Origin of the sequence: Mesorhizobium sp. M3A.F.Ca.ET.080.04.2.1, from assembly GCF_003952525.1 — a bacterium.
Taxonomy (GTDB): Bacteria; Pseudomonadota; Alphaproteobacteria; order Rhizobiales; family Rhizobiaceae; genus Mesorhizobium.
Genome location: NZ_CP034451.1, coordinates 3,180,492 through 3,202,756, shown reverse-complemented (window position 1 = coordinate 3,202,756; position 22,265 = coordinate 3,180,492). Strand labels below are relative to the sequence as shown.

Below are 22,265 nucleotides of genomic sequence, written 5' to 3'. Positions count from 1 at the left end.
TGTTACTCGGCCGCTTCGCGGATACCACCGGAAGGCGTGTCGGGGAAGGTGCACACGACGGTGGTGCCCTGGTCCCTGCCGGTCTCGATGCGCACGCTGCCGCCATGCAGTTCGACGAAGCTCTTGACGATCGAGAGCCCCAGCCCGGCGCCGCGCCGCCGCCCGCCATTGGCGCGCGGCTCGAAGCGGCGGAACACCGATTCCAGAACATCCGGCGGCATGCCGGGTCCGTCGTCATGGACGGAGAACTCGACGCCTTCGGCCAGTTGGCGGCAAGACAGGATGATCGTGCTCGCCTCCGGCGCGTAATTCGCGGCATTGCTCAACAGGTTGTAGAGGATCTGCCGGATGCGGATCTCGTCGCCATGGAAACTCTTGGGGGCCGCCGCCGCATCGACCTTGAGCTTGATCGAATGCTCTTCCAGCCGATCGGCAACCAGCTCGGCCGCCGCCGTGATCGTCCTCTCGATGCTCATCTCCGAAATGTCGAGCTGCATGATGCCGGCATCGACCGTCGCCAGGTCCAGTATGTCGTTGACGATGGTGAGCAGCACCGAGGACGACGAGCCGACATGCTCGACATATTCGCGCTGCTTCGGCGTCAGCGGCCCGGTCGCGGGCAGCGACAACAGCTCGGTGAAGCCGATAATGTTGGTCAAAGGCGAGCGCAGCTCGTAGGAAACATGCTGCACGAACTCGTTCTTCAACTGGTCCGACTTCTCCAGCGCCTCGTTCCTGTCCTTCAGCGCCCGTTCGACATTGACGGTGTCGGTGACGTCGACGAAGGTCATCATCACCTGCCCGTTCGGCAAATGGATCACCGCATAGCTCAGCACCGTGCCGTCGACGAGTTCGGCCTGGCCGTGACGATCGCGCCGCTCGTCGTCGAAGCCGGTGATGGCGGCGACGAAGCCTCCCCACGGACTGTCGGCCGCGCGCCGATCGCAAAGGTCGCGGATCGCCGAGACATGCACGTTGGGCTTGATCGCATCAGGCTCCAGCCCCCACAGCGCGACGAAGGCGGGGTTGGACAGCCGGAGCCTCCCGTCAGGCCCGAACACGGCGACACCCTCTGCGAGGTTGTCCAGCGTCTCGCCCTGCACGCGCACCGCGGTCTGGTAGCGGCTTTCGAGATCGATCTTCTCGGTCAGGTTCTCGAACACCCAGGTGACGCCGCCCTTCGGCTGCGGGTTGGCGACCACGCGGATCGTCTTGCCGTCCGGCAGGTGCCACCAGTGCTCCTGCGATTCGACCGCCCGGTAGGCGCCAAGCAGGTTCTCCTTCCAGCGGCGCCACTCCGGCTGTTCGGCGATCTTGCCCTCGCTGCGTAGCCGGTCGAGCAGCATCGCATTGGAAGGGGCGCTGTGCAGGAAGCCGCTGTCCAGGCTCCAAAGCTTCTGGAACGCCTGGTTGAAGAAGCGCAGCTTCTCGTCGGTGTCGAAGATCGCCACCGCCGTGTTGAGTTGATCGAGCGTGTCGGCGTGGCTGCGCACCGTGCGCTCATATTCGGCGCGGATCGTCTCCATGGCGCTGGTGTCGCAGGCGAGCCCGGCCGCGCCCTCGGCGCTCGCGAAGTCGGTCACCGAAAACATCCGGCGGTCGCCCTCGATCACCGTCGACAGCGTCTGCTCGAAGACCGCGCGCGACTTGTGCTGCTCGACGATCTGCTCGCGCGCCTGGCCGCCGAGGAACTCCTTCGCCTCGCGCACGGCCGCTTCGGCGCTTTGCGCCTCTACAGCCTCGGCATAGGCGCGGTTGACCCATTTCAGCCGCCCGTCGGCCGCGCGTAGCCATGCCGGCATCTTCAACGCGTCGAGGAGGCCGAAAATGATGTCGTAGTCGGCGTTGAGCCGCTGGTTCTCGATCTTCAACCTGGCCTGGCTGCGCAGCGTCTCGGACAGCGAGATGAAGCGCACCAGCACATGCGCGGCGCTCTTGCGGCCATGCACTTCGAGCGGCATGCCGGCCTGCGTTTCGATGACGAGATCGAAGGTCTTGGCCTTTTCGCGCAAGGCGGCGACCGCGTGTTCCAACGCGGCTGCCGAGCGCGGCATCAGCCAGCGGCCGAAGGCCAGGAAGGCGGCACGGTCATCGGGCGCGCCGCTTTCGAGCGGCAGACTGCCGATGAGTTCCGGTTTCTTGTTGTCCGAGGTCCAGACGACCACGCGCTGGTCGCGCAGGTTGAGCAGCGCCTCGGAACGCTGCAGCGCCGCGTTGACGTCGGCGATACGCGCCCTGAGCTCGGCGTTCTGCGCCGCCGTGCGCGCCCGCTCGCGGATCAGGAATATGGCCGACAGCAGCGCCGCGCCCATGACGCCGGCAAACATGGCGAGCTGCATCACCTCGACGGTGCTGACCGACAGCTTCGCCGCCTGCGCGAAGCCGGTTTGCGCCTGCGCCGCCGCGCAGAGCAGCGGGCCGGCAAGCACGAAGGTCGCGACAAACGCGCCGATCCGCGCGGCGCGCCGCGGAAACCCGCCACCGGCGGCGGAGCCGCTCATCCTCGAATCCTCGTGGCCGCCGGAAACGGCCTCTCCCGCGCTTGGCGGGTATTCCCCCGGCATGTCTTGGTCCTCTTCGCCGCTTGAATGCAAGACCGCCCTGATGCGTCCCCGGCCCATCTGTCCCCGGACCGCGAATCACAACAATAAACCCTGCCGGAATCGGCGTGAAGAATCATTGACGCAAAAATAAAGCCGGGCGGAAAGTCAACCACCCGGCTTCAATATATGGTAGATTATTGCGTCTTGGTTAATAGCGGTAGTGTTCCGGCTTGAACGGTCCTTGGGGCGTCACGCCGATATAGGCGGCCTGCTCGGAAGACAGCTCCGTCAGCCTGGCGCCCAGCTTGCCGAGATGCAGCCGCGCGACCTTCTCATCGAGATGCTTGGGCAGGACATAGACCTGGTTCTGATACTGGCCGTGCTTGCTGAACAGCTCGATCTGCGCCAGCACCTGGTTCGTGAACGAGGCCGACATCACGAAGCTCGGATGCCCCGTGGCGTTGCCGAGGTTGAGCAGGCGGCCCTCCGACAGCAGGATCATCCGCTTGCCGTCCGGGAAGGTGATCATGTCCACCTGCGGCTTGACGTTGGTCCACTTCAGGTTGCGCAGCGACGCCACCTGGATTTCGTTGTCGAAGTGGCCGATGTTGCCGACGATCACCATGTCCTTCATCGCCCGCATGTGGTCGAGCGTCACGACGTCCTTGTTGCCGGTGGTGGTGATGACGATGTCGGCGGTGGGCGCGGCGTCTTCCAGCGTGACAACTTCGAAACCGTCCATCGCCGCCTGCAGCGCGCAGATCGGGTCGACTTCGGTCACCTTGACGCGGGCGCCGGCGCCGCGCAGCGAGGCGGACGAGCCCTTGCCGACGTCGCCATAGCCGCAGACGACCGCGACCTTGCCGGCCATCATCGTGTCGGTGCCGCGGCGAATGCCGTCGACCAGCGATTCCTTGCAGCCGTATTTGTTGTCGAACTTCGACTTGGTGACGGAGTCGTTGACGTTGATCGCCGGGAAGGGCAGCAGGCCCTTCTTCTGCAGCTGGTAGAGGCGATTGACGCCGGTGGTCGTCTCCTCGGTGACGCCGCGGATCGCATCCCTCTGCTTGGTGAAGAAGCCCGGTGAAGCCTTCATGCGCTTCTTGATCTGCGCGAACAGGATCTCTTCCTCTTCGCTGCCGGGATTGGACAGCACGTCCTCGCCGGCCTCCGCGCGGGCGCCGAGCAGAATGTACATGGTGGCGTCGCCGCCATCGTCGAGGATCATGTTGGAGGTGCCGCCATCGGCCCACTGGAAGATCCTGTCGGTGTAGTCCCAGTAATCCTCGAGCGTCTCGCCCTTGATCGCGAACACCGGAATGCCGGCTTCGGCGATCGCCGCCGCGGCATGGTCCTGGGTGGAGAAGATGTTGCAGGAGGCCCAGCGGATATCGGCGCCCAGCGCCTTCAGCGTCTCGATCAGCACCGCCGTCTGGATCGTCATGTGCAGCGAACCGGTGATGCGCGCACCCTTGAGCGGCTTCTTGTCGCCGAATTCCTCGCGGCAGGCCATCAGGCCCGGCATTTCGGTTTCGGCGATCTCGATCTCCTTGCGGCCCCAGCCGGCAAGCGAGATGTCGGCGACCACATAGTCCTTGCTACCCGTCATGGCAGTACTCCGGTGTGATTTGTCTCGAGCGCGCCGGCGCCGGGAGGCGCATGGAGGGGCGCGAAATGCCGGTCTGACTAGCAGATCGGGCGTCAAACGACAATGGGATATAAAGAAATCTTTATTCGTGCATGTCTTTCAGGCAATGCATGTCGCCCAAAACTGCGCAGGTTTTGGGACAACGACATGCATCAACCAAAAAGCATGTCGCCCAAAATTGCGCAGCGGTTTTGGGACAACGACATGCATCAACCAAAAAGCAGTCGCCCAAAACTGCGCAGCGGTTTTGGGACAACGACATGCATCAAATCAAAAAGCATGTCGCCCAAAAGTGTTCAGCGGTTTTGGGGTCACGACATGCGTCGAACCAAAAAGCATGTCGCCCAAAAGTGTTCAGCGGTTTTGGGGTCACTACATGCGTCGAACCAAAGACTGCCGTCAGATTTCCTCGCCGAAGCGCGAAGCGACCAGCTGTTCCAGCGCGTCCATGGCAGGTCCGGCTTCCCGTCCGGTGGCGGTGACACGGATCGAATAGCCGGGGCTTGCCGCCAGCATCATCAGGCCCATGATCGAGGTCCCGCCCACCTTCACGCCATCCTTTTCGACATGGATGGTGGCATCGAAGCCGCTTGCGACCTGGACGAACTTGGCCGAGGCGCGGGCATGCAGGCCGCGCTGGTTGACGATCGGAAACTCCCGCACCACCTCGTCCTTCTCCGGCGCCTGGGTGTTCATTTGCTGCTCAGAAGCTGGCTGGCGACGTTGATGTATTTGCGGCCCGCTGCCTGCGCCTCGTCGAGCGCGGCGGCCATGTTGTCGCCCTTGCGAACCGACGACAGCTTGATCAGCATCGGCAGGTTCATGCCGGCGATCACCTCGGTGCGGCCGGATTCCATCACGGAGATGGCGAGGTTGGAGGGCGTGCCGCCGAACATGTCGGTGAGCACGATGACGCCGGCTCCGGTATCGACGCGCGCGACTGCGTCGACGATGTCAGCGCGGCGCTTCTCCATGTCGTCGTCGGCGCCGATCGCAACGGTTTCGAAATTGTCCTGTGGTCCCACCACATGTTCTACGGCATGCCGGAACTCGTTGGCGAGTTGACCGTGCGTCACGAGCACGAGTCCGATCATTCGTTGAAGGCTCCCGTCATCGCCGTTTTCACAGGCGTATCTTATGTTCGCCGGCCATTCCAGGCGGCGGGAGCGCTATCTTGTCGACGCGCGGCCGGTTGACAAGCCCAAAATTGCGCCGGCCCGAGCCATTTTGACGCATTGCAACAAAAAAATCCGCGCCGGGTCATGAAAAAAGCCGGGCCGAGAGCCGCGCCATCACAACCGGCAGCGCGGATGTGGCGTTTTGTCGGACAACATCGACAATCGGAACCGCACAACCGGCGAACTCCTCGGTCGCTTCGTCCTGCAGACGCGCCGTCTCGCTCCGTTCCACCAAGCGCACGGCGAGGTCGATTACAGCGGCCGGCTCGAAGGGCACTGGCTGCGGTCCGATGCCGGGCACCTCGACCAGGCCGGCGATGGTGGCGGGGGTACGGCAGACTAGCCGGCCGCCGTGACAGCTTGCAAACAACTGGTCGTCGCCGACCAGCCGGGCGAACTGCGCTCGCGCGCGGCAATGGTCGATCAGCGCCAGGGCCAATGTCGTCTTGCCCGAGCCGGACGGCCCGACGATCAGCACGCCGCGCTCGCCGATCAGGATCGCCGTCCCATGGATGTTGAGTGGCTTCGCGGCTGGATCTGCCATAGCTCGCCCGAGGTCAGCCTTCGGCGGGCATTGTCACGACGAAGCGCGCGCCCTTGATCTCGCCGGGCTTGGTGCCTGGGATGTTCTCGGCTGTCAGCGTGCCGCCATGCGCCTCGACGATCTGGCGGCTGATCGACAGGCCGAGGCCGGAATTCTGCCCGAACGCCTCGCCGGCCGGCCGGTCGGTATAGAAGCGCTCGAAGATGCGGTCGATGTTCTCGGCCCGGATGCCAGGACCGTTGTCGTCGACGGTGATGATGTTGAACTTGCCGGCGCGCGCCAGCGACACCGTGATGTGGCCATGCTCTTCGGGCACGAAGGAACGCGCGTTTTCGATCAGGTTGGTGATGACCTGGCCGATCCTGAGGTCGTGGCCGACCACGAAATAGCCCTTGACCCCTTGCGGCAGCTTGCCGATCTTGAGCTCGATCTCGACCGCCTTCTTGTGGCGGGTCGTCTCGCGCGAGACGGCGATCAGATCGGTGACGAACTTCTTCAGGTCGACCGTGCCGGCATCTTCGCGCGCCAGCTCGGCGTCGAGACGCGAAGCGTCGGAAATGTCGGTGATCAGCCGGTCGAGCCGCTTCACGTCGTGCTGGATGATCTCCATCAGCCGCCCGCGCGAATTTTCGTTCTTCGCCAAAGGCAGCGTTTCCACAGCGCTGCGCAGCGACGTCAGCGGGTTCTTCAGTTCGTGCGACACATCGGCGGCGAAGCTCTCGATCGCCTCGATGCGGGCATAGAGCGCGTTGGTCATGTCGCGCACCGCGATCGACAGATTGCCGATCTCGTCCTGCCGGTCGGAAAAGTCGGGTATCTCCTCGCGGCTCTTGATGCCGCGCCGCACGCGCACCGCAGCGGCGGACAGCCGCCGCAGAGGGTTGGCGATGGTCGAGGCGAGCAGCATCGACAGGATCGCGGTGACCAGGGCGGCGACGCCGAAGACGCGCAGGATCGCCTTGCGCTCCGCAGCGACGATCTTGTCGATGTCGCCGCCTTCGGTCGACAGCATCAGCACGCCGAGCACGGCGCGGAAGCGCTGGATCGGCACCGCGACCGAGACGATCTGCTCGCCCTGCTCGCTCACCCGCACGATGGTGGAAGGGCTGCCGGTCAGCGCCTTGACCACTTCCGGGAACGCCGCGCCGTTGCCGCCGGGTTGCTCGTGATAGATCGGCAGATCCTTGTTGCGGAAGAAGTCGAACACGAATTTTTCGACACGTTCCAAAACCCCCGGTTCCTCGTCGTCGACGGGCGGCAGGTCGTAGCGCAGGATCTGGCCGCGCGAATAGAGGTGGCGCGAATCGAGCAGAAGGTTGGCGTCCCGGTCATAGATGCGGGCGCGCGTCCGGGTCGGCGAGATCAGTCGCCGCAGCACCGGGGCGACGCGCTCCGGATTGATCGGGAAATCGAGATTGTCGAGCTGGTCGGAGCCGGGCCCCAGGCTTTCGCCGGCCTGCAGCTCGAGCAGCTTTTCCGGATCGATGCTGATCGAATCCGTCTCGACCGTCGCCGAGGCGGCGATGGCGCCGGCGATGATCTCGCCTTGCGTCATCAGGCTTTCCACCCGCGCGTCGATCAGCCCGTCTCGAAAGGTGTTGAGATAGAGGATGCCCGTCACCAGCACGGCGAGGCCGGCCAGGTTGAGGAACAGAATGCGCCGCGTCAGGCTGGAGAAGATGTGGTGGCCGAGGAAGCGGCGCATCGGCACCGTGACCTTCGACACGAAGGCGGGCAGAATCCGCGATGGGCGCTTCCCCGCGCCCATCCGCCTGACTCGCTCTGTCTCCACTGCCATCGAATAGCAGTCCCTGTCCTGGTTAAGGGTGAATGGTGAATGGTGAATGGAACAATGGGCGCTCAAGAGAGCCGGATCATAGGTGCCGCTCGCACCATTCACCATTCACCATTCACCATTCAAGCTTCGCGGAACCGGTATCCCACTCCGTAAAGGGTTTCGATCATCTCGAAGTCGTCATCGACCGCCTTGAACTTCTTGCGCAGCCGCTTGATGTGGCTGTCGATGGTGCGATCATCGACATACACCTGCTCATCATAGGCTGAGTCCATCAGCGCATCACGGCTTTTTACCACACCTGGCCGTTGCGCCAGCGAATGCAGGATCAGGAACTCGGTCACCGTCAGCGTCACCGGCTCGCCCTTCCAGGTGCAGGTGTGCCGCTCTTGGTCCATCACGAGTTGGCCGCGCTCGAGCGAGCGCGCCTGCTGGCTTGGCGCCTTGGCCGCCGCCTCGCGGGCGCTGGTGCGGCGCAGCACCGCGCGCACCCGCTCGACCAGCAGGCGCTGCGAGAAGGGTTTGCGGATGAAATCGTCGGCGCCCATCTTGAGGCCGAACAGCTCGTCGATCTCATCGTCCTTCGAGGTCAGGAAGATCACCGGCAGGTCGGATTTCTGCCGCATGCGCCGCAGCAGTTCCATGCCGTCCATGCGCGGCATCTTGATGTCGAGGATGGCAAGGTTCGGCGGACGCGCCGCCAGGCCTTCCAGTGCCGACGCACCATCCGTGTAGGTCTCGACCCGATAGCCCTCGGACTCGAGCGCGATCGACACCGAAGTCAGAATGTTGCGGTCGTCATCGACAAGCGCGATTGTTGCCATTTCAAGCGGCTCCCTCATGGGCTGTCCCTTCTGTCGTCGAGAAGGGGCTTTTGCAGGACAAATTGGGTACAAAATGTGGCATAGGCGCCGTCCGAAGTCACGGACAGCCTGCCGCTACACACGATCGCACCCGACTCGGGATTGGACGATCGAAGCCTGCCAATCCTTTGGGCAACCTCTGTGACTTTTTGCACATTTAAACGATTTAAACAACTTTCAAATTTTTTAAATCGATTAATGATTTGATATCATTCGGCTTTTCTGGTTCTCACCATCTAGGCACCCTGGCCGGCCTTGAGACATTCGCCAAGCTGGCGCGGCCAATCCAGAGAGGAACAGTTGATGTTGGAAGCCGGAAAACGCAACCCCGACTGCGCGATTGATGCGATCGGCCTGACGACCACGGGCATGGTGCGCTACAATTTCGGACCAGCACTTCTCTATGAGGAATCGATCCGCCGCGGCGAGGCCAGATTGACCGCGCATGGCGCGCTGGTCGCGGAAACGGGGCAGCATACCGGCCGCTCGCCCAAGGACAAATTCGTCGTGCGCGACGACAGGACCGAGCCGCATGTCTGGTGGGACAACAACAAGGCGATCTCGCCTGCTCAGTTCGAGGCGCTGCTCTCCGACTTCCGCGCCCATGCCGCAACCAAGGACCTCTATGTCCAGGACCTTGTCGGCGGCGCCGACGCCGATCTCAGGCTGCCGGTTCGGGTCGTCACCGAATTCGCCTGGCATTCGCTATTCATTCGCAACCTTCTGATCCGTCCGCAACCGGCCGAACTCGAGCGCTTCGTGCCGGAAATGACGATCATCGATCTGCCGTCCTTCCGCGCCGACCCGACGCGCCACGGCACCCGCACCGAAACCGTGATCGCGGTCGATCTGACGCGCAAGATCGTGCTGATCGGCGGCACCTCCTATGCCGGCGAGATGAAGAAGTCGGTATTCACCATGCTGAACTACCTGCTGCCGGAAAAAGGCGTGATGCCGATGCATTGTTCGGCCAACGAGGGACCCGCCGGCGACGCCGCGGTCTTCTTCGGCCTCTCCGGAACCGGCAAGACCACCCTCTCGGCCGATCCTTCGCGCACGCTGATCGGCGACGACGAGCATGGCTGGGGTCCGCATGGCATCTTCAATTTCGAAGGCGGCTGCTACGCCAAGACCATCAGGCTGTCGGCCGAGGCCGAGCCGGAGATCTTCGCCACCACGCAGCGTTTCGGCACCGTGCTGGAGAACGTCGTGCTCGACGCCGGCCGCCTGCCGGATTTCAACGACGGCAGCCTCACCGAGAACACCCGTTGCGCCTACCCGCTGGATTACATTCCCAACGCCAGCCGGAGCGGCCGCGCCAGCCACCCGAAGAACATCATCATGCTCACCGCCGACGCCTTCGGCGTGATGCCGCCGATCGCCAGGCTGACCCCTGCGCAGGCCATGTACCACTTCCTTTCCGGCTATACGGCAAAGGTCGCTGGAACCGAAAAGGGCGTCACCGAGCCGGAGGCGACCTTCTCGACCTGCTTCGGCGCGCCCTTCATGCCGCGCCACCCGTCCGAATACGGCAATCTGCTGCGCCAGCTTATCGCCGGCCACGGCGTCGCTTGCTGGCTGGTCAACACCGGCTGGACCGGCGGCGCCTACGGCACCGGCCGGCGCATGCCGATCAAGGTGACGCGCGCCTTGCTCGGTGCCGCGCTCGACGGCTCGCTGAATGCCGCAGCCTTCCGGACAGACGCGAATTTCGGCTTCGAGGTGCCGGTGGCGGTTCCGGGCGTCGACAGTGCCATCCTCGATCCGCGCTCGACCTGGGCCGATAAGCCCGCCTACGACCGGCAGGCGGCGAAGCTGGTCAGCATGTTCGCCGTCAATTTCGAGAAGTTCGAGCAGCATGTCGACGCCGCCATCATGGGCGCCGCGCCGCGCCTGCAGGAAGCGGCCGAATAGCGGCCGTCGCATTGTTGCCGATTCGGGCCCGGCTCCGGCCGGGCCTTTTCTTTTTCTCGCCGCCGCGTCATGACTGCGCGCATGAACGCCGACGACAAGATCATCATCGCCGACGAGGCTGTCATCAGCCCCGGTGATCTGCGCGAGGATTTCATCCGGTCCTCCGGCCCGGGCGGCCAGAATGTCAACAAGGTGGCGACCGCGGTGCAACTGCGCTTCGACGCGGCGAACGCGCCGGGCCTTTCCGAGCGCGTGCGGCAGCGAACGATCAAGTTCGCCGGCCAGCGCGCCACCAAGGACGGCGTCGTCGTCATCGAGGCCGGCCGCTTCCGCACCCAGGAGCAGAACCGCGCTGACGCCAGGGCCCGGCTGACCGCGCTGGTCATGAAAGCGGCTGAGCCGCCACCGCCGCCGCGCAAGAAGACCAAACCTTCGAAAGGCGCCGTCGAACGCCGCCTCAAGACCAAGGCCGGTCGCTCGACGGTCAAGAAGCTGCGCGGCCGGGTCGACAGCGACTAGGCCATTCCAGGAAAAGTGCGTAGCGGTTTTCCCACCGGAATGGCGTAAAACAAAACCTGGAGCGGTGAACAGCTGAACCGCTCGATCCTCGAAGGGCAAGCTCTTTCGGGTCGCGGTGCCTCTCGCCGGGTGGCATGATCCGGCAAAATTCATCGGATCAACTCGCATGCTCGTTCTGCCCAAGGGCGTTCGCCATATGCCGGCTTATCTTTCCCGCCCGGCCCAGGAAGCTCTGGTCGAAGAAATCAGGCGCGTGGTGCAGGCTGCACCCCTTTACGTGCCGGCCATGCCGCGCACGGGCAAGGAAATGAGCGTGCGCATGACCAATTGCGGCGCGTTGGGCTGGGTGACCGACAAGGAGCGCGGCTATCGCTACCAGCCGACGCATCCGGTCACCGGCCAGCCCTGGCCACCGATCCCCGAGGCCTTGATGCAGCTTTGGCGCGAGGTGTCGGCCTATCCGCACCCGCCGGAAGCCTGCCTCGTCAATTTCTATTCGAGCGACGCCAAAATGGGCCTGCACCAGGACCGCGACGAGCAGGATTTCGCCGCACCCGTGGTCTCCGTGTCCCTGGGAGACGACTGCCTTTTCCGCGTCGGTCAGACCACGCGCGACGGTGCGACGAAGTCGTTCAGGCTCAAAAGCGGCGATGTCGTCGTGCTCGGCGGCGAGGGGCGCCTCGCCTTCCACGGCGTCGACCGCATCTATCCGGCGACCTCGGCTCTATTGAAGAACGGCGGCCGCATCAACCTGACGCTGCGGCGGGTCTGCCGCTGAGTGTCACCCACTCGCGCCCAGTTTTCGCGAACCGCTGCGAATATAGACACCTACGCTTTGATCCTCGGTAAGCAATTGATAGTCCTTCATGAAGTTGGCGAAATCGCCACGCTTCATCACTTGCGCGATCCAGAAGGTGTCCGCCTTCTGGATAAGGATCAGATCAGGTTTCTTTGTCTCGAAATTCTTGATCTTGGCATTGAGATAACTGCGTTCGAGCGCCTCATGCCGAGCTGCGTCGACTGCGTCTCCCCGGGCGCGTTCCGATTGCGCGAATGCGCTGGCGAAGCTGCCAAACCAATCACTGCAATAGGCCGATATCCATCGTCCGTCGAGCATTCGGGTGAGCGGGTGGCCGATTTGAACGCCGGAGCCGATTAGGCCGACCGTGGGATGATCGACGGCGGCACGTATGGTCGCAACGAAATCCGATCCAGGCTTCTGGGTCGTCGCGAAGGGCAGCCAATTTGATGCAATCACAGCCCCCAAGAGGATTTTCTGCGCAAGGGACATGCGCGTCATGCCGGGTGGCCGTGTGGCGACGCTGCATAGGATCGAGCCCAGGAGCAGGACGACGGCCGGATAGGCATGATAGGGCCAGCCTTTTCCTTGGTAGATCAGGGGCACCAAGGCGGCAGCGGATGCGACCGCCGGCACCATCACCAGAGGCGGCAGCGCCCGGCCGGTTTGCAAGCGCATGAGAAAGCAGAGGGAGACCAGGTATGCGCCGCCATAGGTAAGGATTGTCGGCACGTACCACTTGTAGCGCAAATATGTGTCGGCGAGCTTCGGATAGAGGTCGCGGATGAATTCTGGGTAAAGGCAAAATACCGCCGTCAGGTAAGTCAGACAGGCAATGCCAGCGACCCAATATTCGATGGCGAACAAGTGTCTGATGCTGCCCCGGCGCCAGGCGACGTAGAGCGCCGGCGCCACGACCATGAGCGCGTAGTAAGGTTTCACCAGAACCATGATGCTGCCGGAGAGGCCGGCCGCCGCCGCCAACCACCAATCGGGCTCCGACCTCCGGTCCTCCGATGCGCGCCATGCATCAAGGACCAGCAGCGGCAAGAACATGGCTATTCCCAAATTCTCGCGCTCGCTGAAACTATTGCCGGGAAACACCACAAGCAGGGCCAGGAACATCGGGAGAAAGGCGGAGAGTTCGGAATTCCCGGGAAACTGGGCGCGATGGGCTACAAAGCCGGCAAAGCCCAAGCCGAAAATGCAGATGGCGTAAGAGTAGCCATGGACCACATATTCGGGAGCCACGCCAAGGATGTTGGCGAGATAAACCGCCGGCAGGTACAGCCATATGGTAAAGGGCGGATTGGTCTCTATGAGGTCGACGTACAAGCGATCCCCAGCCAGCACGCGCTCGCACATGGTGATGATCCAGCTTGTGTCGGGTATCGTACCCCACCGCGTTTGCCATGGCACAGCAATCGCCAGAACCAATAGGCAGGAAACCATGACCCATAAATGGCGCACCCGGCCGGTGACGTTCGAAAGACTCGCCACCGTGCGATCCTGGACTGCGGACATCGCGCGCTGCTCCGCAAGTGCCTCGGCCGCAGCATACGTTCTTTGGGATTCCATAGCCTGTCCCAACGTCAGCCGAAGCGCTGCTCGCGCGTCGCCGTCGGCCGATCCTTCGAGGCTTCGGCATTGGTCATCGCGGAGATCGCTTCCTCGAAGCCGTTCAGGCGATCGATCACATAGAGGGGCCTGCGCTTCACCTCGGCGTGGATGCCCCCGACATAAAGGCCGATGATGCCGGTCATGAAGAGGTTGATGCCTGACAGGAAGGAGATGATCACCACTGTCGACGTCCAGCCATGGACGACACCGCTGACGAAAAGCCACGAAAACAGGGCATAGAGGCCGAGCAGGGCAGCGACGCCGGCAATGGCGAGGCCTACCCACAGCGAAAGGCGCAGCGGTTTGTCTGAAAAGCTCATGATGCCGTGCACCGCCAGCCGCGTCATTTTCCAGAACGGATATTTGGTTTCCCCGGCCGCTCGCATCGGCCGCTCGAACGGCACCGCGGTCTGCCTGAAGCCCATCCAGCCGAACATGCCGCGCACGAAGCGATCGCGCTCGGGCATGCTCTTGAAGGTCTCCAGCGCCTTGCGCCCGACAAGTCGGAAATCGCCTACATCGCGCGGGATGGTGACCGAGGTCATGTGTTCCAGCACGCGGTAGAACAGCTTGGCGGTCATTCGCTTGAACAGGGACTCGCCTTCGCGCTTGACGCGTCGGGCGTAGACGATCTCGTAGCCTTCCTTCCACTTGGCAATGAGATCGAGCACCACTTCTGGCGGATCTTGAAGGTCGCCATCCAGGACGATCACGGCGTCGCCAGCGGCGGCGTCCATGCCAGCCGTGATCGCGATCTGATGGCCGAAGTTGCGAGACAGCTCGATAAGACGGAAGCGCGGCTCCTCGACGACCATCCCGCGCAGGAAAATGGCGCTGGTGTCACGGCTGCCATCGTCGACGAAGATGGCTTCGCCGCTTGCGTCCAGCCTGTCGAGCAAAGCCGTGATCCGGCGCACCAGCAGCGGCAGCACCGCTTCTTCATTGAAGATAGGAATAACCAGGGAATAGGCCGGGGTCCTGCGGCCCGCGGCATTGCTCACCTTGTTCACCAGGTTGCTCCCGACACCCGCTAAAGTTGCCGGCCGGAAGCTAAGCCCGGATTGCCTAAAGCCCCGTTAACCCAGTCGTCACAATTTCCGCAGCGCCACTTCCTCGACAAGGTGGTTGGCGCCCTTGCGCAGGATAAGGTCGGCCCGCGCCCGTGTCGGCAGGATGTTCTCGCGCAGGTTCTTCAGGTTGATATTGGCCCACAGACCTTCGGCGATGGCGCGCGCGGCGTCCTGCGACAGTTGCGAATAGCGGTGGAAGAAGGATTCCGGATTGCGGAAGGCCGTCTCGCGCAGCCGCATGAAGCGCTGGATGTACCACTGGTGGATCAGCGTCTCGTCGGCATCGATATAGATCGCGAAGTCGAAGAAATCGGACAGGAACGGCACGATCTTGCCGTCCTTCGGCAGCTTGCCCGGCTGCAGCACGTTGATGCCCTCGAAGATCAATATGTCCGGCCGGTCGATGGTGACGAATTCGCCGGGGATGACGTCATAGGTGAGGTGCGAGTAGACCGGCGCCCGCACATTGCGTTGCGCCGATTTGATGCCCGACAGGAAGCGCAGCAGCGCGCCGACATCGTAGCTTTCAGGAAAGCCCTTGCGCTCCATCAGATTGTCGCGGCGCAGGATCTCGTTCGGCAAAAGGAAACCGTCGGTGGTGATGAGATCGACCTTGGGGCTCGAGGGCCAGCGCGCCAGAAGTTCCTTCAGCACGCGTGCCGTGGTCGACTTGCCGACGGCGACCGAGCCGGCGATGCCGATGATGAAGGGCGTCTTGGTCGCATCCTCGGCGTTGAAGAAGGCCTGGCGCTGGCGAAACAGGAGCTGGCTTGCCTCGACATGCGCCGAGAGCAGGCGCGACAGCGACAGATAGATGCGTTTGACCTCTTCGAGGTCGACCGGATCGTTGAGCGAACGCAGCCGGTGGATCTCGTCCTCGGTCAGTGTCAGCGGCGTATCGGCGCGGAATTGTGACCATTGCTCGGCGGAAAAAAATCGGTAGGGGGAATATTTCTCGGTAGGAGCAAGCTGGTCCATCGAGTTCCTGCCCTCCTAGAGCATGATGCCGAAAAGTGAGAAGCGGTTTTCGGGCGACATCATGCTCTATCCGTCCCTTTGAGCATGATGCCGAAAAGTGAGAAGCGGTTTTCGGGCAACGTCATGCTCTATCCGTCTCTTTCGGTCAGCCCTTGGGCCGCGACGCCTTTTCGGCGAGGCCCGAGCGACCGGTGCGTCCCTCGAGCTCCTTCATCACGTCGTCCAGCGGAACGCCCGCAATGCCAAGGACGACCAGCCAATGATATAGAAGATCCGCACTTTCCGAAACGAGGGCGGCGCGGTCGCCGCGGATGGCGGCGATAACGGCCTCGACCGCTTCCTCGCCGAGCTTCTGCGCCGCCTTGTCCATGCCCTTGGCGAACAGCTTCGCCGTCCATGATTCCGGGTCGCCCGAATGGGCGCGCTGATGGATGATCGTTTCCAGCTCGGCGAGCGAAAATTGAGCCATAGCAGCGGTTTAAGTCCGATGGGCGGCCGAGTCCAGCCGCATCGGCAGGCCGGCCTTTGCCATATGCGCCTTGGCTTCGGCGATGGTGTAGGTGCCGAAATGGAATATCGAGGCGGCCAGCACCGCGCCGGCATGGCCGTCGCGGATGCCTTCCACCATGTGATCGAGCGTGCCGACGCCGCCCGAAGCGATGACCGGCGCTCGCACCGCATCGGCGATGGCGCGCGTCAGCGCGATGTCGTAGCCGGCCTTGGTGCCGTCGCGGTCCATCGAGGTCAAAAGGATCTCGCCGGCGCCGCGCTCCACCATCCGCGTCGCGAATTCCACCGCATCGATGCCGGTCTTCTCGCGGCCGCCATGGGTGAAGATCTCCCAGCGGTCGGCCTCGCCGGCCGCCGACACCTTCTTGGCGTCGATGGCGACGACAATGCACTGGTTGCCGAACTTGTCGGCGGCTTCCGCGACGAAATCGGGGGTCTTCACCGCGGCCGTGTTGATCGACACCTTGTCGGCGCCGGCCAGCAACAGCTTGCGGATGTCGGCCACCTGGCGCACGCCGCCCCCGACGGTGAGCGGCATGAAGCACTGTTCCGCCGTGCGGGCGACGACGTCGAAGATCGTCTCGCGATTGTCCGACGAAGCGGTGATGTCGAGGAAGCAAAGCTCGTCGGCGCCAGCCGCGTCATAGGCCTTGGCGGCCTCGACCGGATCGCCCGCATCGATGAGGTCGACGAAGTTGACGCCCTTGACGACGCGGCCGTTCTTGACGTCGAGGCAAGGGATGACGCGGGCCTTCAGCATCAGCGTTTCTCCAGCGTCGCGAGCAGGTCGACAAGCAATCCGCCCACCAGCGGCGGCACCTCGCCCTTGGCGTCGAAAGCCGGGTCATAGGCGGAGATGGTGAGGCCGGCGATGCTCAGCCGCCCTGCAAGGCCGCAAATGGCCGAACGCACCTGTTCCGGCGCCGGACCACCGGGCGTGCTGTAGTGATTGGCCTGCAACTCCTCAGGGTCATGCACATCGAGATCGAGATGCATATGGACCCGCTCGGCGCCGGCTGCGTTCAGCGTCTCGGCCACCCCCGCCCAGCCTGGACATTCGGTGCGAAGAATCGGCTGCCTATCCAGCAGCTCTTTTTCCGCGGGGTCGAGGTCGCGCGCATCGACCAGCACGCAACGAGCCGGATCGATCGGCTTGAACCCCGGAATCTGCATCGCCAGCCGCCGCCAGCAGAGGCCAAGCACGGTCGCCAGCGCCATGCCGTCGAGAAGGCCGGAGGTGGAGGTGTCGGGCGTGTTGAGGTCGCCATGCTGGTCGGCCCAGATGATGGCGTCTGCGCCCTCGCCGGCCACGGCACCCGCGCTGGTCAGGCAGTTTCCGGCCAGAACGATGGGAAATCGCCCGTTGTCCAGCGCGATGCGAACCTCGCCCGAGACGGCATTGCAGACGGCAAATCCGGTGCCGATCTCGCGCTCCTGTTCGTCCTCGACGACCTTGCCGATGTCGTGCACGTCGACCTCGTGGCCGGCCAGCCTCAGGGCGTCGGCCAATCCGCCGGAGATCAGCGCGTCGGGACCCTGGCCCCAGCCGCCGTGATAGTGGCCGCTGTCATAGGACGCCAGGATGATCGAAACCTTCACGGCCTGGCCTCCAGGCTCTCGCCGCGCAGGATCGCCAGCGCCTCGGCCGGATCGATGCGCCCGTCATAAAGCGCCCGGCCGGAGATTGCGCCTTCCAGCTTGGTCGCGTCGGGCATGGTCATGCGCACGATGTCGGCGATCGAGGCGAGCCCGCCGGAAGCGATCACCGGGATCGATACGGCCTCGGCGAGGCTGATGGTCGAATCCCAGTTGATGCCGGTCAGCACCCCGTCGCGGTCGATGTCGGTGTAGATGATGGCGGCGACGCCCGCGCCTTCGAATTTTTGCGCCAACTCGATGACGCCGAGTTCCGAGGCTTCCGCCCAGCCTTCGACGGCGACCTTGCCGCCCTTGGCGTCGATGCCCACGGCGATCCTGCCGGGAAAGGCCTTGCAGGCTTGCTTCACCAGCTCCGGCTCGCGCACTGCGATGGTGCCCAGGATGACGCGCGCCAGCCCGCGGTCCAGCCAGTCTTCGATCTGCGGTAGCGTGCGGATGCCGCCGCCGAGTTGCACCGGGTTCTTCGTCGCTTTCAGGATGGCGCCGACCGCGGCGGAATTGACGCTCTGGCCCTTGAAGGCGCCGTTGAGGTCGACGACATGCAGCCATTCGAAGCCCTGCTCCTCGAAGGCTTTCGCCTGGGCCGCCGGATCATCGTTGTAGATGGTGGCGGTCGCCATGTCGCCATGCTTCAGGCGCACGCATTTGCCGTCCTTGAGGTCGATCGCGGGAAACAGGATCACGGTCAGGCACCCTCGACGATGACGAAATGGCCGGTCGACGCAGCTAGCCGGAATTTGGAGGCTTCCTGGTATTCGGGCGAGTCATAACAGGCGAGCGCTGTCTCGTAGGACGGGAATTCCACCACCACGTGACGATTGCCGGTCGGCCCTTCCGGATTCGAATAGCGGCCCGCCCGCACTGGAAACGTCGCGCCATATTTGGCGAAGGCCTTCGCGTTGGCCTCGATATATTTCTGGTAGACGTCGGGATCGCGGACGTCGATCAGGGCGATCCAATAACCCTTCTTGCTCATGCCTAGGGCCTCCATCTGAGGAAATTGGCGATCAGCGCCAGACCGAGCGCCTGGCTCTTCTCGGGATGGAATTGGGTGCCGACGAGGTTGTCGCGTGCAACCGCGGCCGTTACGGGGCCGCCATAGTCGGCCGTCGCCAGCACCTGGTCTGGCTTCGTGGCTTGAAGATGATAGGAATGCACGAAATAGGCGTGCAGCCCTTTCGGACCGGTCTCGATGCCTGAGAACAAGGGGTGCGGACGGGCAAGCTCGATCGTGTTCCAGCCGATCTGCGGGATCTTCAGCGCCGGATCGGCCGGCGCGATCTCCTCGACGTCGCCGGCAATCCAGCCGAACCCCTTGGTGATCGTCTTCTCAAGACCGCGTTCCGACATCAGCTGCATGCCGACGCAGATGCCGAGAAACGGCCGTGCTTTGCGAAGAGCCACCTCTTCCACCGCTTCCCACATGCCGGCCACGGCATGCAGGCCGGCGGCGCAGTCGGCATAGGCGCCGACGCCCGGCAGCACGATGCGGTCGGCGGTGCCCACCCGCTCGGCATCGGCGGTCAGCTCTATGGTTGCGGCAATGCCGCCCTCATGCGCGGCCCGCTCGAAGGCTTTTGTTGCCGAGCGCAGATTGCCCGAGCCGTAATCGATGATCGCAACCCGCATGTCAGGGCCGTCCCGGCGTGTGGGTCAGTCCCAGCGCCAAGCCCGTCTGGGCCGGTCGCGCCAGCTGCGTGTCCGGAACGATGCGCGGCAAAGGCGCCTGTTCCTCGGCCCCCGCTTCGGCTTCGAGCGCGTGACGGATCTCGGCGTCTGCGAGCCAGCCGGCCTCGACCACGCCCCATTCGCGCCAGCCACGGCGGCGGAGCGCCGCGATACGCAGGGCCTGCCCTTCCAAACCGACATAGAGCGACACCAGCAGCGACAGCGCTGAGCCGGCCCACTCAAGCCCGAGTTTCTCGGCCAGCAGAGGCAGCACGGCCATCACCGCGAAGGTGAGGGCCGCTTCGATCCAGAGCCGGTGCCAGGCGAGCCACAGCGGCGAAAACAGGAAGCCCAGCCAGGTGAAGCCGTCGCGCACGAAGCGCGTGGCGTCGCCTCTGCTGGCGCCCGCCGGCGGGTCCATCACGACATAGATCGCCATCGCCTAACCTTTCAGCGAACCCTTGGTGGAAGGCACTGCCTCGGGCTGGCGCGGATCGCGTTCCAGCGCTGCGCGCAACACCCGCGCGACCGCCTTGAAGCAGGTCTCGGCAATATGGTGGTTGTTGGCGCCGTAGTGGTTGGTGACATGCAGCGTGATGCCGGCATTCTGCGCCAGCGCCTGGAAGAACTCGCGCACCAGCTCGGTGTCGAACGTGCCGATCTTCGGTGACGAGAAAGCGACGTTCCAGACCAGGAACGGCCGCCCTGAAACGTCGATCGCCGCCCTGGTCAGCGTCTCGTCCATGGCCAGGTCGAGCGAGGCATAGCGCATGATGCCGCGCCGGTCGCCCAGCGCCTGGCTCAGCGCCTGGCCGATCGCGATGCCGGTATCCTCGACCGTGTGGTGGTCGTCGATATGCAGGTCGCCCTTGGCGTTGATGGTCATGTCGATCAGCGAATGGCGCGACAGCTGGTCGAGCATGTGATCGAAGAAACCGACGCCCGTCGAAATCTCGGCCTTGCCCTTGCCGTCGACATGGACCGAGACCGAAATCTCGGTTTCCTTGGTCTTGCGGCTGACTTCGGCGGAACGGGGCGGCATAACTCTGTCCTGACTGTCCTGCCCGGGGGCTCGGGCTTGAAAACGAAAGCCTTCTATCAGCATGATCCGGCGATTGCCAGTTGCCATTCCAGACGGTATCGGCGTTGCCGGAGAGCGGTTTGCAATCACCCGCCGCATGCATACATATGGCCGATCAAACTCACTCGTACCGCGCCAATCGCCTTTCAAAGGGATAGCGCGAATCGGAGCTGGAAATGTCGAATGAACTGACCATGCACGCCACGACCATCGTCACCGTGCGCAAAGGCAACAAGGTCGTGATTGCCGGCGACGGCCAGGTCAGCCTTGGCCAGACCATCATGAAGGGCAACGCCAGGAAAGTGCGCCGCATCGGCAAGGACGGCAGCGTCATCGCCGGCTTTGCCGGCGCCACCGCCGACGCCTTTACCCTGCTCGAGCGGCTCGAAGCCAAGCTGGAGCAATATCCGGATCAGCTGACGCGCGCCTGCGTCGAGCTCGCCAAGGACTGGCGAACCGACCGCTATCTGCGCCGCCTGGAAGCAATGATGCTGGTTGTCGACAGGTCGGTTTCGCTGGCGTTGACCGGTACCGGGGACGTGCTCGAACCCGAGCACGGCGTCATGGCCATCGGCTCCGGCGGCAACTATGCGCTGGCCGCGGCCCGCGCGCTGATCGATACCGAAAAGGATGCCGAGGAAATCGCCCGCAAGGCCATGCAGATCGCCGCCGACATCTGCGTCTACACCAACAGCAACTTCGTCGTCGAAACGCTCGATGCCGCCTGAGCCGGCGTCGGCATGATGCCCAATCAAGCCCATGTCTACGATTTTCGGCCGGTCACTGAAAAAGACCTGCCGATGATCGCCGGCTGGTTGGCAGAACCGCATTTGGCTGAATGGTGGGGCGATCCGGACAAGGAAATCGCCGAGATCCGCGAGCACATCTCGTCGGTTTCGGTCGAGCCCCTGATCGTCGAGCTCGACGGCAGGCCGATCGCGTATCTGCAGAGCTACGATCCGCATCTGGAGGACGACCACCCCTATGCCGACCAGCCGTTCGGCACGCTGGGCATCGATCTGTCGATCGGTCCGCCGGAGCTGGTCGGCATCGGTCACGGCTCGGCCATTGTCCGCCAGTTCGTAGAGGCGCTGTTCGAGGAAGGCGCGCCGCGCGTCATCATCGATCCGCATCCCGATAACGGCCGCGCCATCCGCGCCTATGAGAAGGCCGGCTTCAGGCCGATAGGCCGCAGGCAGTCGGAATATGGCGACGTCGTGTTGATGGCCGTCGATGCGGACGAGGCCGATTTGGAAGAGGGGGAATGACCAGATGACCGCATCCGAGGAAGACAAGACACTTTCCGCCTATGAGGACAGCTGGCGCATGGGGCTGCTGCTGGTGCTGGCTCTCGTCGTCTTCCAGGCCGGCGTTCTCTATGGCATGGGTCATCCGCCGATCTGCACCTGCGGCTATGTCAAGCTCTGGCACGGCGTGGTGAACAGCTCGGAGAACTCCCAGCACATTTCCGACTGGTACACTTTCTCGCACATCATCCATGGCTTCCTGTTCTACGCGCTCGGCACCTTCCTGTTCCCGCGCTCGCCGGTGGGGCTGCGGCTGGCCTTCGCCGTCCTCATCGAAGGCGGCTGGGAACTTCTGGAGAACAGCCCGTTTATCATCGAGCGCTACCGCGCCGGCACCATCTCGCTCAACTACTACGGCGACAGTGTCATCAACTCCGTGTCCGACACGCTGTTCATGGTGCTCGGATTTGTGATGGCGCGAAAGCTTCCTATATGGGTGGTCGTTGCCCTGGCGCTCATCTTCGAGTTCGGCACGGGCTACATCATCCGGGACAATCTGACGCTCAACGTGATCATGCTGCTGCATCCGTTCGAGTCCATCAGGCAGTGGCAAAGTGGAATTTGACTGA

The 22,265-nt window shown here is 63.6% G+C and carries 24 protein-coding genes; 6 read left to right on the top strand and 18 right to left on the bottom strand.

All coding sequences use genetic code 11. The annotated features are described in order from the left end of the window. Window positions 1-2: 2 nt before the first annotated feature. The 7 genes from EJ074_RS15240 to EJ074_RS15205 form a co-directional block, all read right to left on the bottom strand. A complete protein-coding gene (locus EJ074_RS15240; RefSeq protein WP_095805440.1) occupies window positions 3-2,564 on the bottom strand; it encodes a PAS domain-containing sensor histidine kinase in 2,562 nt (853 codons plus the stop codon). Window positions 2,565-2,751: 187 nt separating this feature from the next. Further along, window positions 2,752-4,152, bottom strand: coding sequence for an adenosylhomocysteinase (ahcY, locus tag EJ074_RS15235; RefSeq protein WP_095805141.1), 1,401 nt, complete (start codon window positions 4,150-4,152; stop codon window positions 2,752-2,754). Between the two features lie 438 nt (window positions 4,153-4,590). After that, window positions 4,591-4,887: an HPr family phosphocarrier protein gene (locus EJ074_RS15230; RefSeq protein ID WP_095805140.1), complete on the bottom strand. Its 297-nt coding sequence runs from the start codon at window positions 4,885-4,887 to the stop codon at window positions 4,591-4,593. Then, window positions 4,884-5,285 carry a PTS sugar transporter subunit IIA gene (locus EJ074_RS15225; RefSeq protein WP_095805139.1) on the bottom strand — a complete coding sequence of 134 codons (402 nt, stop codon included), beginning with the start codon at window positions 5,283-5,285 and terminating at the stop codon, window positions 4,884-4,886. The genes EJ074_RS15230 and EJ074_RS15225 overlap by 4 nt, the downstream gene beginning before the upstream one ends. Before the next feature lie 166 nt (window positions 5,286-5,451). Further along, window positions 5,452-5,913 carry a serine kinase gene (locus EJ074_RS15215; RefSeq protein ID WP_095805138.1) on the bottom strand — a complete coding sequence of 154 codons (462 nt, stop codon included), beginning with the start codon at window positions 5,911-5,913 and terminating at the stop codon, window positions 5,452-5,454. A 13-nt stretch (window positions 5,914-5,926) separates the two neighbouring features. Next, window positions 5,927-7,711: a sensor histidine kinase gene (locus EJ074_RS15210; protein WP_095805137.1), complete on the bottom strand. Its 1,785-nt coding sequence runs from the start codon at window positions 7,709-7,711 to the stop codon at window positions 5,927-5,929. A gap of 119 nt (window positions 7,712-7,830) precedes the next feature. Then, the gene (locus EJ074_RS15205) at window positions 7,831-8,532 is read right to left on the bottom strand and encodes a response regulator transcription factor (RefSeq protein ID WP_006201274.1); all 702 of its coding nucleotides are present in this window, start codon (window positions 8,530-8,532) and stop codon (window positions 7,831-7,833) included. A 342-nt stretch (window positions 8,533-8,874) separates the two neighbouring features. On the opposite strand from EJ074_RS15205, the gene EJ074_RS15200 reads away from it, so the two are divergent. The 3 genes from EJ074_RS15200 (at window position 8,875) to EJ074_RS15190 (ending at window position 11,782) form a co-directional block, all read left to right on the top strand. Beyond that, a complete protein-coding gene (locus EJ074_RS15200) occupies window positions 8,875-10,485 on the top strand; it encodes a phosphoenolpyruvate carboxykinase (RefSeq protein ID WP_095805438.1) in 1,611 nt (536 codons plus the stop codon). A gap of 81 nt (window positions 10,486-10,566) precedes the next feature. Then, the gene (gene arfB, locus EJ074_RS15195; protein WP_095805439.1) at window positions 10,567-11,004 is read left to right on the top strand and encodes an alternative ribosome rescue aminoacyl-tRNA hydrolase ArfB; all 438 of its coding nucleotides are present in this window, start codon (window positions 10,567-10,569) and stop codon (window positions 11,002-11,004) included. Between the two features lie 166 nt (window positions 11,005-11,170). Then, window positions 11,171-11,782, top strand: coding sequence for an alpha-ketoglutarate-dependent dioxygenase AlkB (locus tag EJ074_RS15190; RefSeq protein ID WP_095805136.1), 612 nt, complete (start codon window positions 11,171-11,173; stop codon window positions 11,780-11,782). A 3-nt stretch (window positions 11,783-11,785) separates the two neighbouring features. Here EJ074_RS15190 and EJ074_RS15185 read toward each other — a convergent pair whose 3' ends face one another. The 11 genes from EJ074_RS15185 to hisB all read right to left on the bottom strand — a co-directional run bounded on the left by EJ074_RS15185 (window position 11,786) and on the right by hisB (window position 20,350). Next, window positions 11,786-13,327 (bottom strand): hypothetical protein, encoded by a 1,542-nt coding sequence (locus EJ074_RS15185; protein ID WP_129553555.1) that lies wholly within the window; start codon window positions 13,325-13,327, stop codon window positions 11,786-11,788. Window positions 13,328-13,395: 68 nt separating this feature from the next. Beyond that, a complete protein-coding gene (locus EJ074_RS15180) occupies window positions 13,396-14,433 on the bottom strand; it encodes a glycosyltransferase family 2 protein (protein ID WP_095805134.1) in 1,038 nt (345 codons plus the stop codon). Window positions 14,434-14,511: 78 nt separating this feature from the next. Continuing rightward, window positions 14,512-15,471 carry a type I pantothenate kinase gene (gene coaA, locus EJ074_RS15175; RefSeq protein ID WP_095805133.1) on the bottom strand — a complete coding sequence of 320 codons (960 nt, stop codon included), beginning with the start codon at window positions 15,469-15,471 and terminating at the stop codon, window positions 14,512-14,514. A 145-nt stretch (window positions 15,472-15,616) separates the two neighbouring features. Next, the gene (locus EJ074_RS15170; RefSeq protein ID WP_095805132.1) at window positions 15,617-15,940 is read right to left on the bottom strand and encodes a phosphoribosyl-ATP diphosphatase; all 324 of its coding nucleotides are present in this window, start codon (window positions 15,938-15,940) and stop codon (window positions 15,617-15,619) included. 9 nt (window positions 15,941-15,949) lie between these two features. Continuing rightward, window positions 15,950-16,744 carry an imidazole glycerol phosphate synthase subunit HisF gene (gene hisF, locus EJ074_RS15165; protein ID WP_165350086.1) on the bottom strand — a complete coding sequence of 265 codons (795 nt, stop codon included), beginning with the start codon at window positions 16,742-16,744 and terminating at the stop codon, window positions 15,950-15,952. Beyond that, window positions 16,741-17,580 (bottom strand): arginase family protein, encoded by an 840-nt coding sequence (locus EJ074_RS15160; protein WP_095805130.1) that lies wholly within the window; start codon window positions 17,578-17,580, stop codon window positions 16,741-16,743. Before EJ074_RS15160 ends, hisF begins: the two co-directional genes overlap by 4 nt. Beyond that, window positions 17,577-18,323 (bottom strand): 1-(5-phosphoribosyl)-5-[(5-phosphoribosylamino)methylideneamino]imidazole-4-carboxamide isomerase, encoded by a 747-nt coding sequence (hisA, locus tag EJ074_RS15155; protein WP_095805129.1) that lies wholly within the window; start codon window positions 18,321-18,323, stop codon window positions 17,577-17,579. The genes EJ074_RS15160 and hisA overlap by 4 nt, the downstream gene beginning before the upstream one ends. A gap of 2 nt (window positions 18,324-18,325) precedes the next feature. Next, window positions 18,326-18,616, bottom strand: coding sequence for a DUF1330 domain-containing protein (locus EJ074_RS15150; protein ID WP_095805128.1), 291 nt, complete (start codon window positions 18,614-18,616; stop codon window positions 18,326-18,328). Between the two features lie 2 nt (window positions 18,617-18,618). Continuing rightward, window positions 18,619-19,269 carry an imidazole glycerol phosphate synthase subunit HisH gene (gene hisH, locus EJ074_RS15145; RefSeq protein WP_095805127.1) on the bottom strand — a complete coding sequence of 217 codons (651 nt, stop codon included), beginning with the start codon at window positions 19,267-19,269 and terminating at the stop codon, window positions 18,619-18,621. A gap of 1 nt (window position 19,270) precedes the next feature. Continuing rightward, on the bottom strand, window positions 19,271-19,747 hold the full coding sequence (locus EJ074_RS15140; RefSeq protein ID WP_095805126.1) for a DUF2628 domain-containing protein: 477 nt from the start codon (window positions 19,745-19,747) through the stop codon (window positions 19,271-19,273). Window positions 19,748-19,750: 3 nt separating this feature from the next. Then, window positions 19,751-20,350 (bottom strand): imidazoleglycerol-phosphate dehydratase HisB, encoded by a 600-nt coding sequence (gene hisB / locus EJ074_RS15135; RefSeq protein WP_095805437.1) that lies wholly within the window; start codon window positions 20,348-20,350, stop codon window positions 19,751-19,753. 215 nt (window positions 20,351-20,565) lie between these two features. Here hisB and hslV point away from each other — a divergent pair, with 215 nt between their 5' ends. From hslV to EJ074_RS15120, 3 genes are read left to right on the top strand one after another with little or no spacing between them, the layout of a single operon-like run. Next, window positions 20,566-21,117 (top strand): ATP-dependent protease subunit HslV, encoded by a 552-nt coding sequence (gene hslV / locus EJ074_RS15130; RefSeq protein WP_095805125.1) that lies wholly within the window; start codon window positions 20,566-20,568, stop codon window positions 21,115-21,117. 15 nt (window positions 21,118-21,132) lie between these two features. Beyond that, window positions 21,133-21,657, top strand: a complete 525-nt coding sequence (locus EJ074_RS15125; protein WP_095805436.1) for a GNAT family N-acetyltransferase — start codon at window positions 21,133-21,135, stop codon at window positions 21,655-21,657. Window positions 21,658-21,661: 4 nt separating this feature from the next. After that, window positions 21,662-22,261 (top strand): DUF2585 domain-containing protein, encoded by a 600-nt coding sequence (locus EJ074_RS15120; protein ID WP_095805124.1) that lies wholly within the window; start codon window positions 21,662-21,664, stop codon window positions 22,259-22,261. The last annotated feature ends 4 nt before the right edge of the window (window positions 22,262-22,265 follow it).

Bases quoted from the DNA above. Each gene is read 5' to 3' on its own strand.
- EJ074_RS15240 (WP_095805440.1), bottom strand. From the start codon at position 2,564: ATGCCGGGGGAATACCCGCCAAGCGCGGGAGAGGCCGTTTCCGGCGGC.
- ahcY (WP_095805141.1), bottom strand. From the start codon at position 4,152: ATGACGGGTAGCAAGGACTATGTGGTCGCCGACATCTCGCTTGCCGGC.
- EJ074_RS15230 (WP_095805140.1), bottom strand. From the start codon at position 4,887: ATGAACACCCAGGCGCCGGAGAAGGACGAGGTGGTGCGGGAGTTTCCG.
- EJ074_RS15225 (WP_095805139.1), bottom strand. From the start codon at position 5,285: ATGATCGGACTCGTGCTCGTGACGCACGGTCAACTCGCCAACGAGTTC.
- EJ074_RS15215 (WP_095805138.1), bottom strand. From the start codon at position 5,913: ATGGCAGATCCAGCCGCGAAGCCACTCAACATCCATGGGACGGCGATC.
- EJ074_RS15210 (WP_095805137.1), bottom strand. From the start codon at position 7,711: ATGGCAGTGGAGACAGAGCGAGTCAGGCGGATGGGCGCGGGGAAGCGC.
- EJ074_RS15205 (WP_006201274.1), bottom strand. From the start codon at position 8,532: ATGGCAACAATCGCGCTTGTCGATGACGACCGCAACATTCTGACTTCG.
- EJ074_RS15200 (WP_095805438.1), top strand. From the start codon at position 8,875: ATGTTGGAAGCCGGAAAACGCAACCCCGACTGCGCGATTGATGCGATC.
- arfB (WP_095805439.1), top strand. From the start codon at position 10,567: ATGAACGCCGACGACAAGATCATCATCGCCGACGAGGCTGTCATCAGC.
- EJ074_RS15190 (WP_095805136.1), top strand. From the start codon at position 11,171: ATGCTCGTTCTGCCCAAGGGCGTTCGCCATATGCCGGCTTATCTTTCC.
- EJ074_RS15185 (WP_129553555.1), bottom strand. From the start codon at position 13,327: ATGTCCGCAGTCCAGGATCGCACGGTGGCGAGTCTTTCGAACGTCACC.
- coaA (WP_095805133.1), bottom strand. From the start codon at position 15,471: ATGGACCAGCTTGCTCCTACCGAGAAATATTCCCCCTACCGATTTTTT.
- EJ074_RS15170 (WP_095805132.1), bottom strand. From the start codon at position 15,940: ATGGCTCAATTTTCGCTCGCCGAGCTGGAAACGATCATCCATCAGCGC.
- EJ074_RS15150 (WP_095805128.1), bottom strand. From the start codon at position 18,616: ATGAGCAAGAAGGGTTATTGGATCGCCCTGATCGACGTCCGCGATCCC.
- hisH (WP_095805127.1), bottom strand. From the start codon at position 19,269: ATGCGGGTTGCGATCATCGATTACGGCTCGGGCAATCTGCGCTCGGCA.
- EJ074_RS15140 (WP_095805126.1), bottom strand. From the start codon at position 19,747: ATGGCGATCTATGTCGTGATGGACCCGCCGGCGGGCGCCAGCAGAGGC.
- hisB (WP_095805437.1), bottom strand. From the start codon at position 20,350: ATGCCGCCCCGTTCCGCCGAAGTCAGCCGCAAGACCAAGGAAACCGAG.
- hslV (WP_095805125.1), top strand. From the start codon at position 20,566: ATGTCGAATGAACTGACCATGCACGCCACGACCATCGTCACCGTGCGC.
- EJ074_RS15125 (WP_095805436.1), top strand. From the start codon at position 21,133: ATGCCCAATCAAGCCCATGTCTACGATTTTCGGCCGGTCACTGAAAAA.
- EJ074_RS15120 (WP_095805124.1), top strand. From the start codon at position 21,662: ATGACCGCATCCGAGGAAGACAAGACACTTTCCGCCTATGAGGACAGC.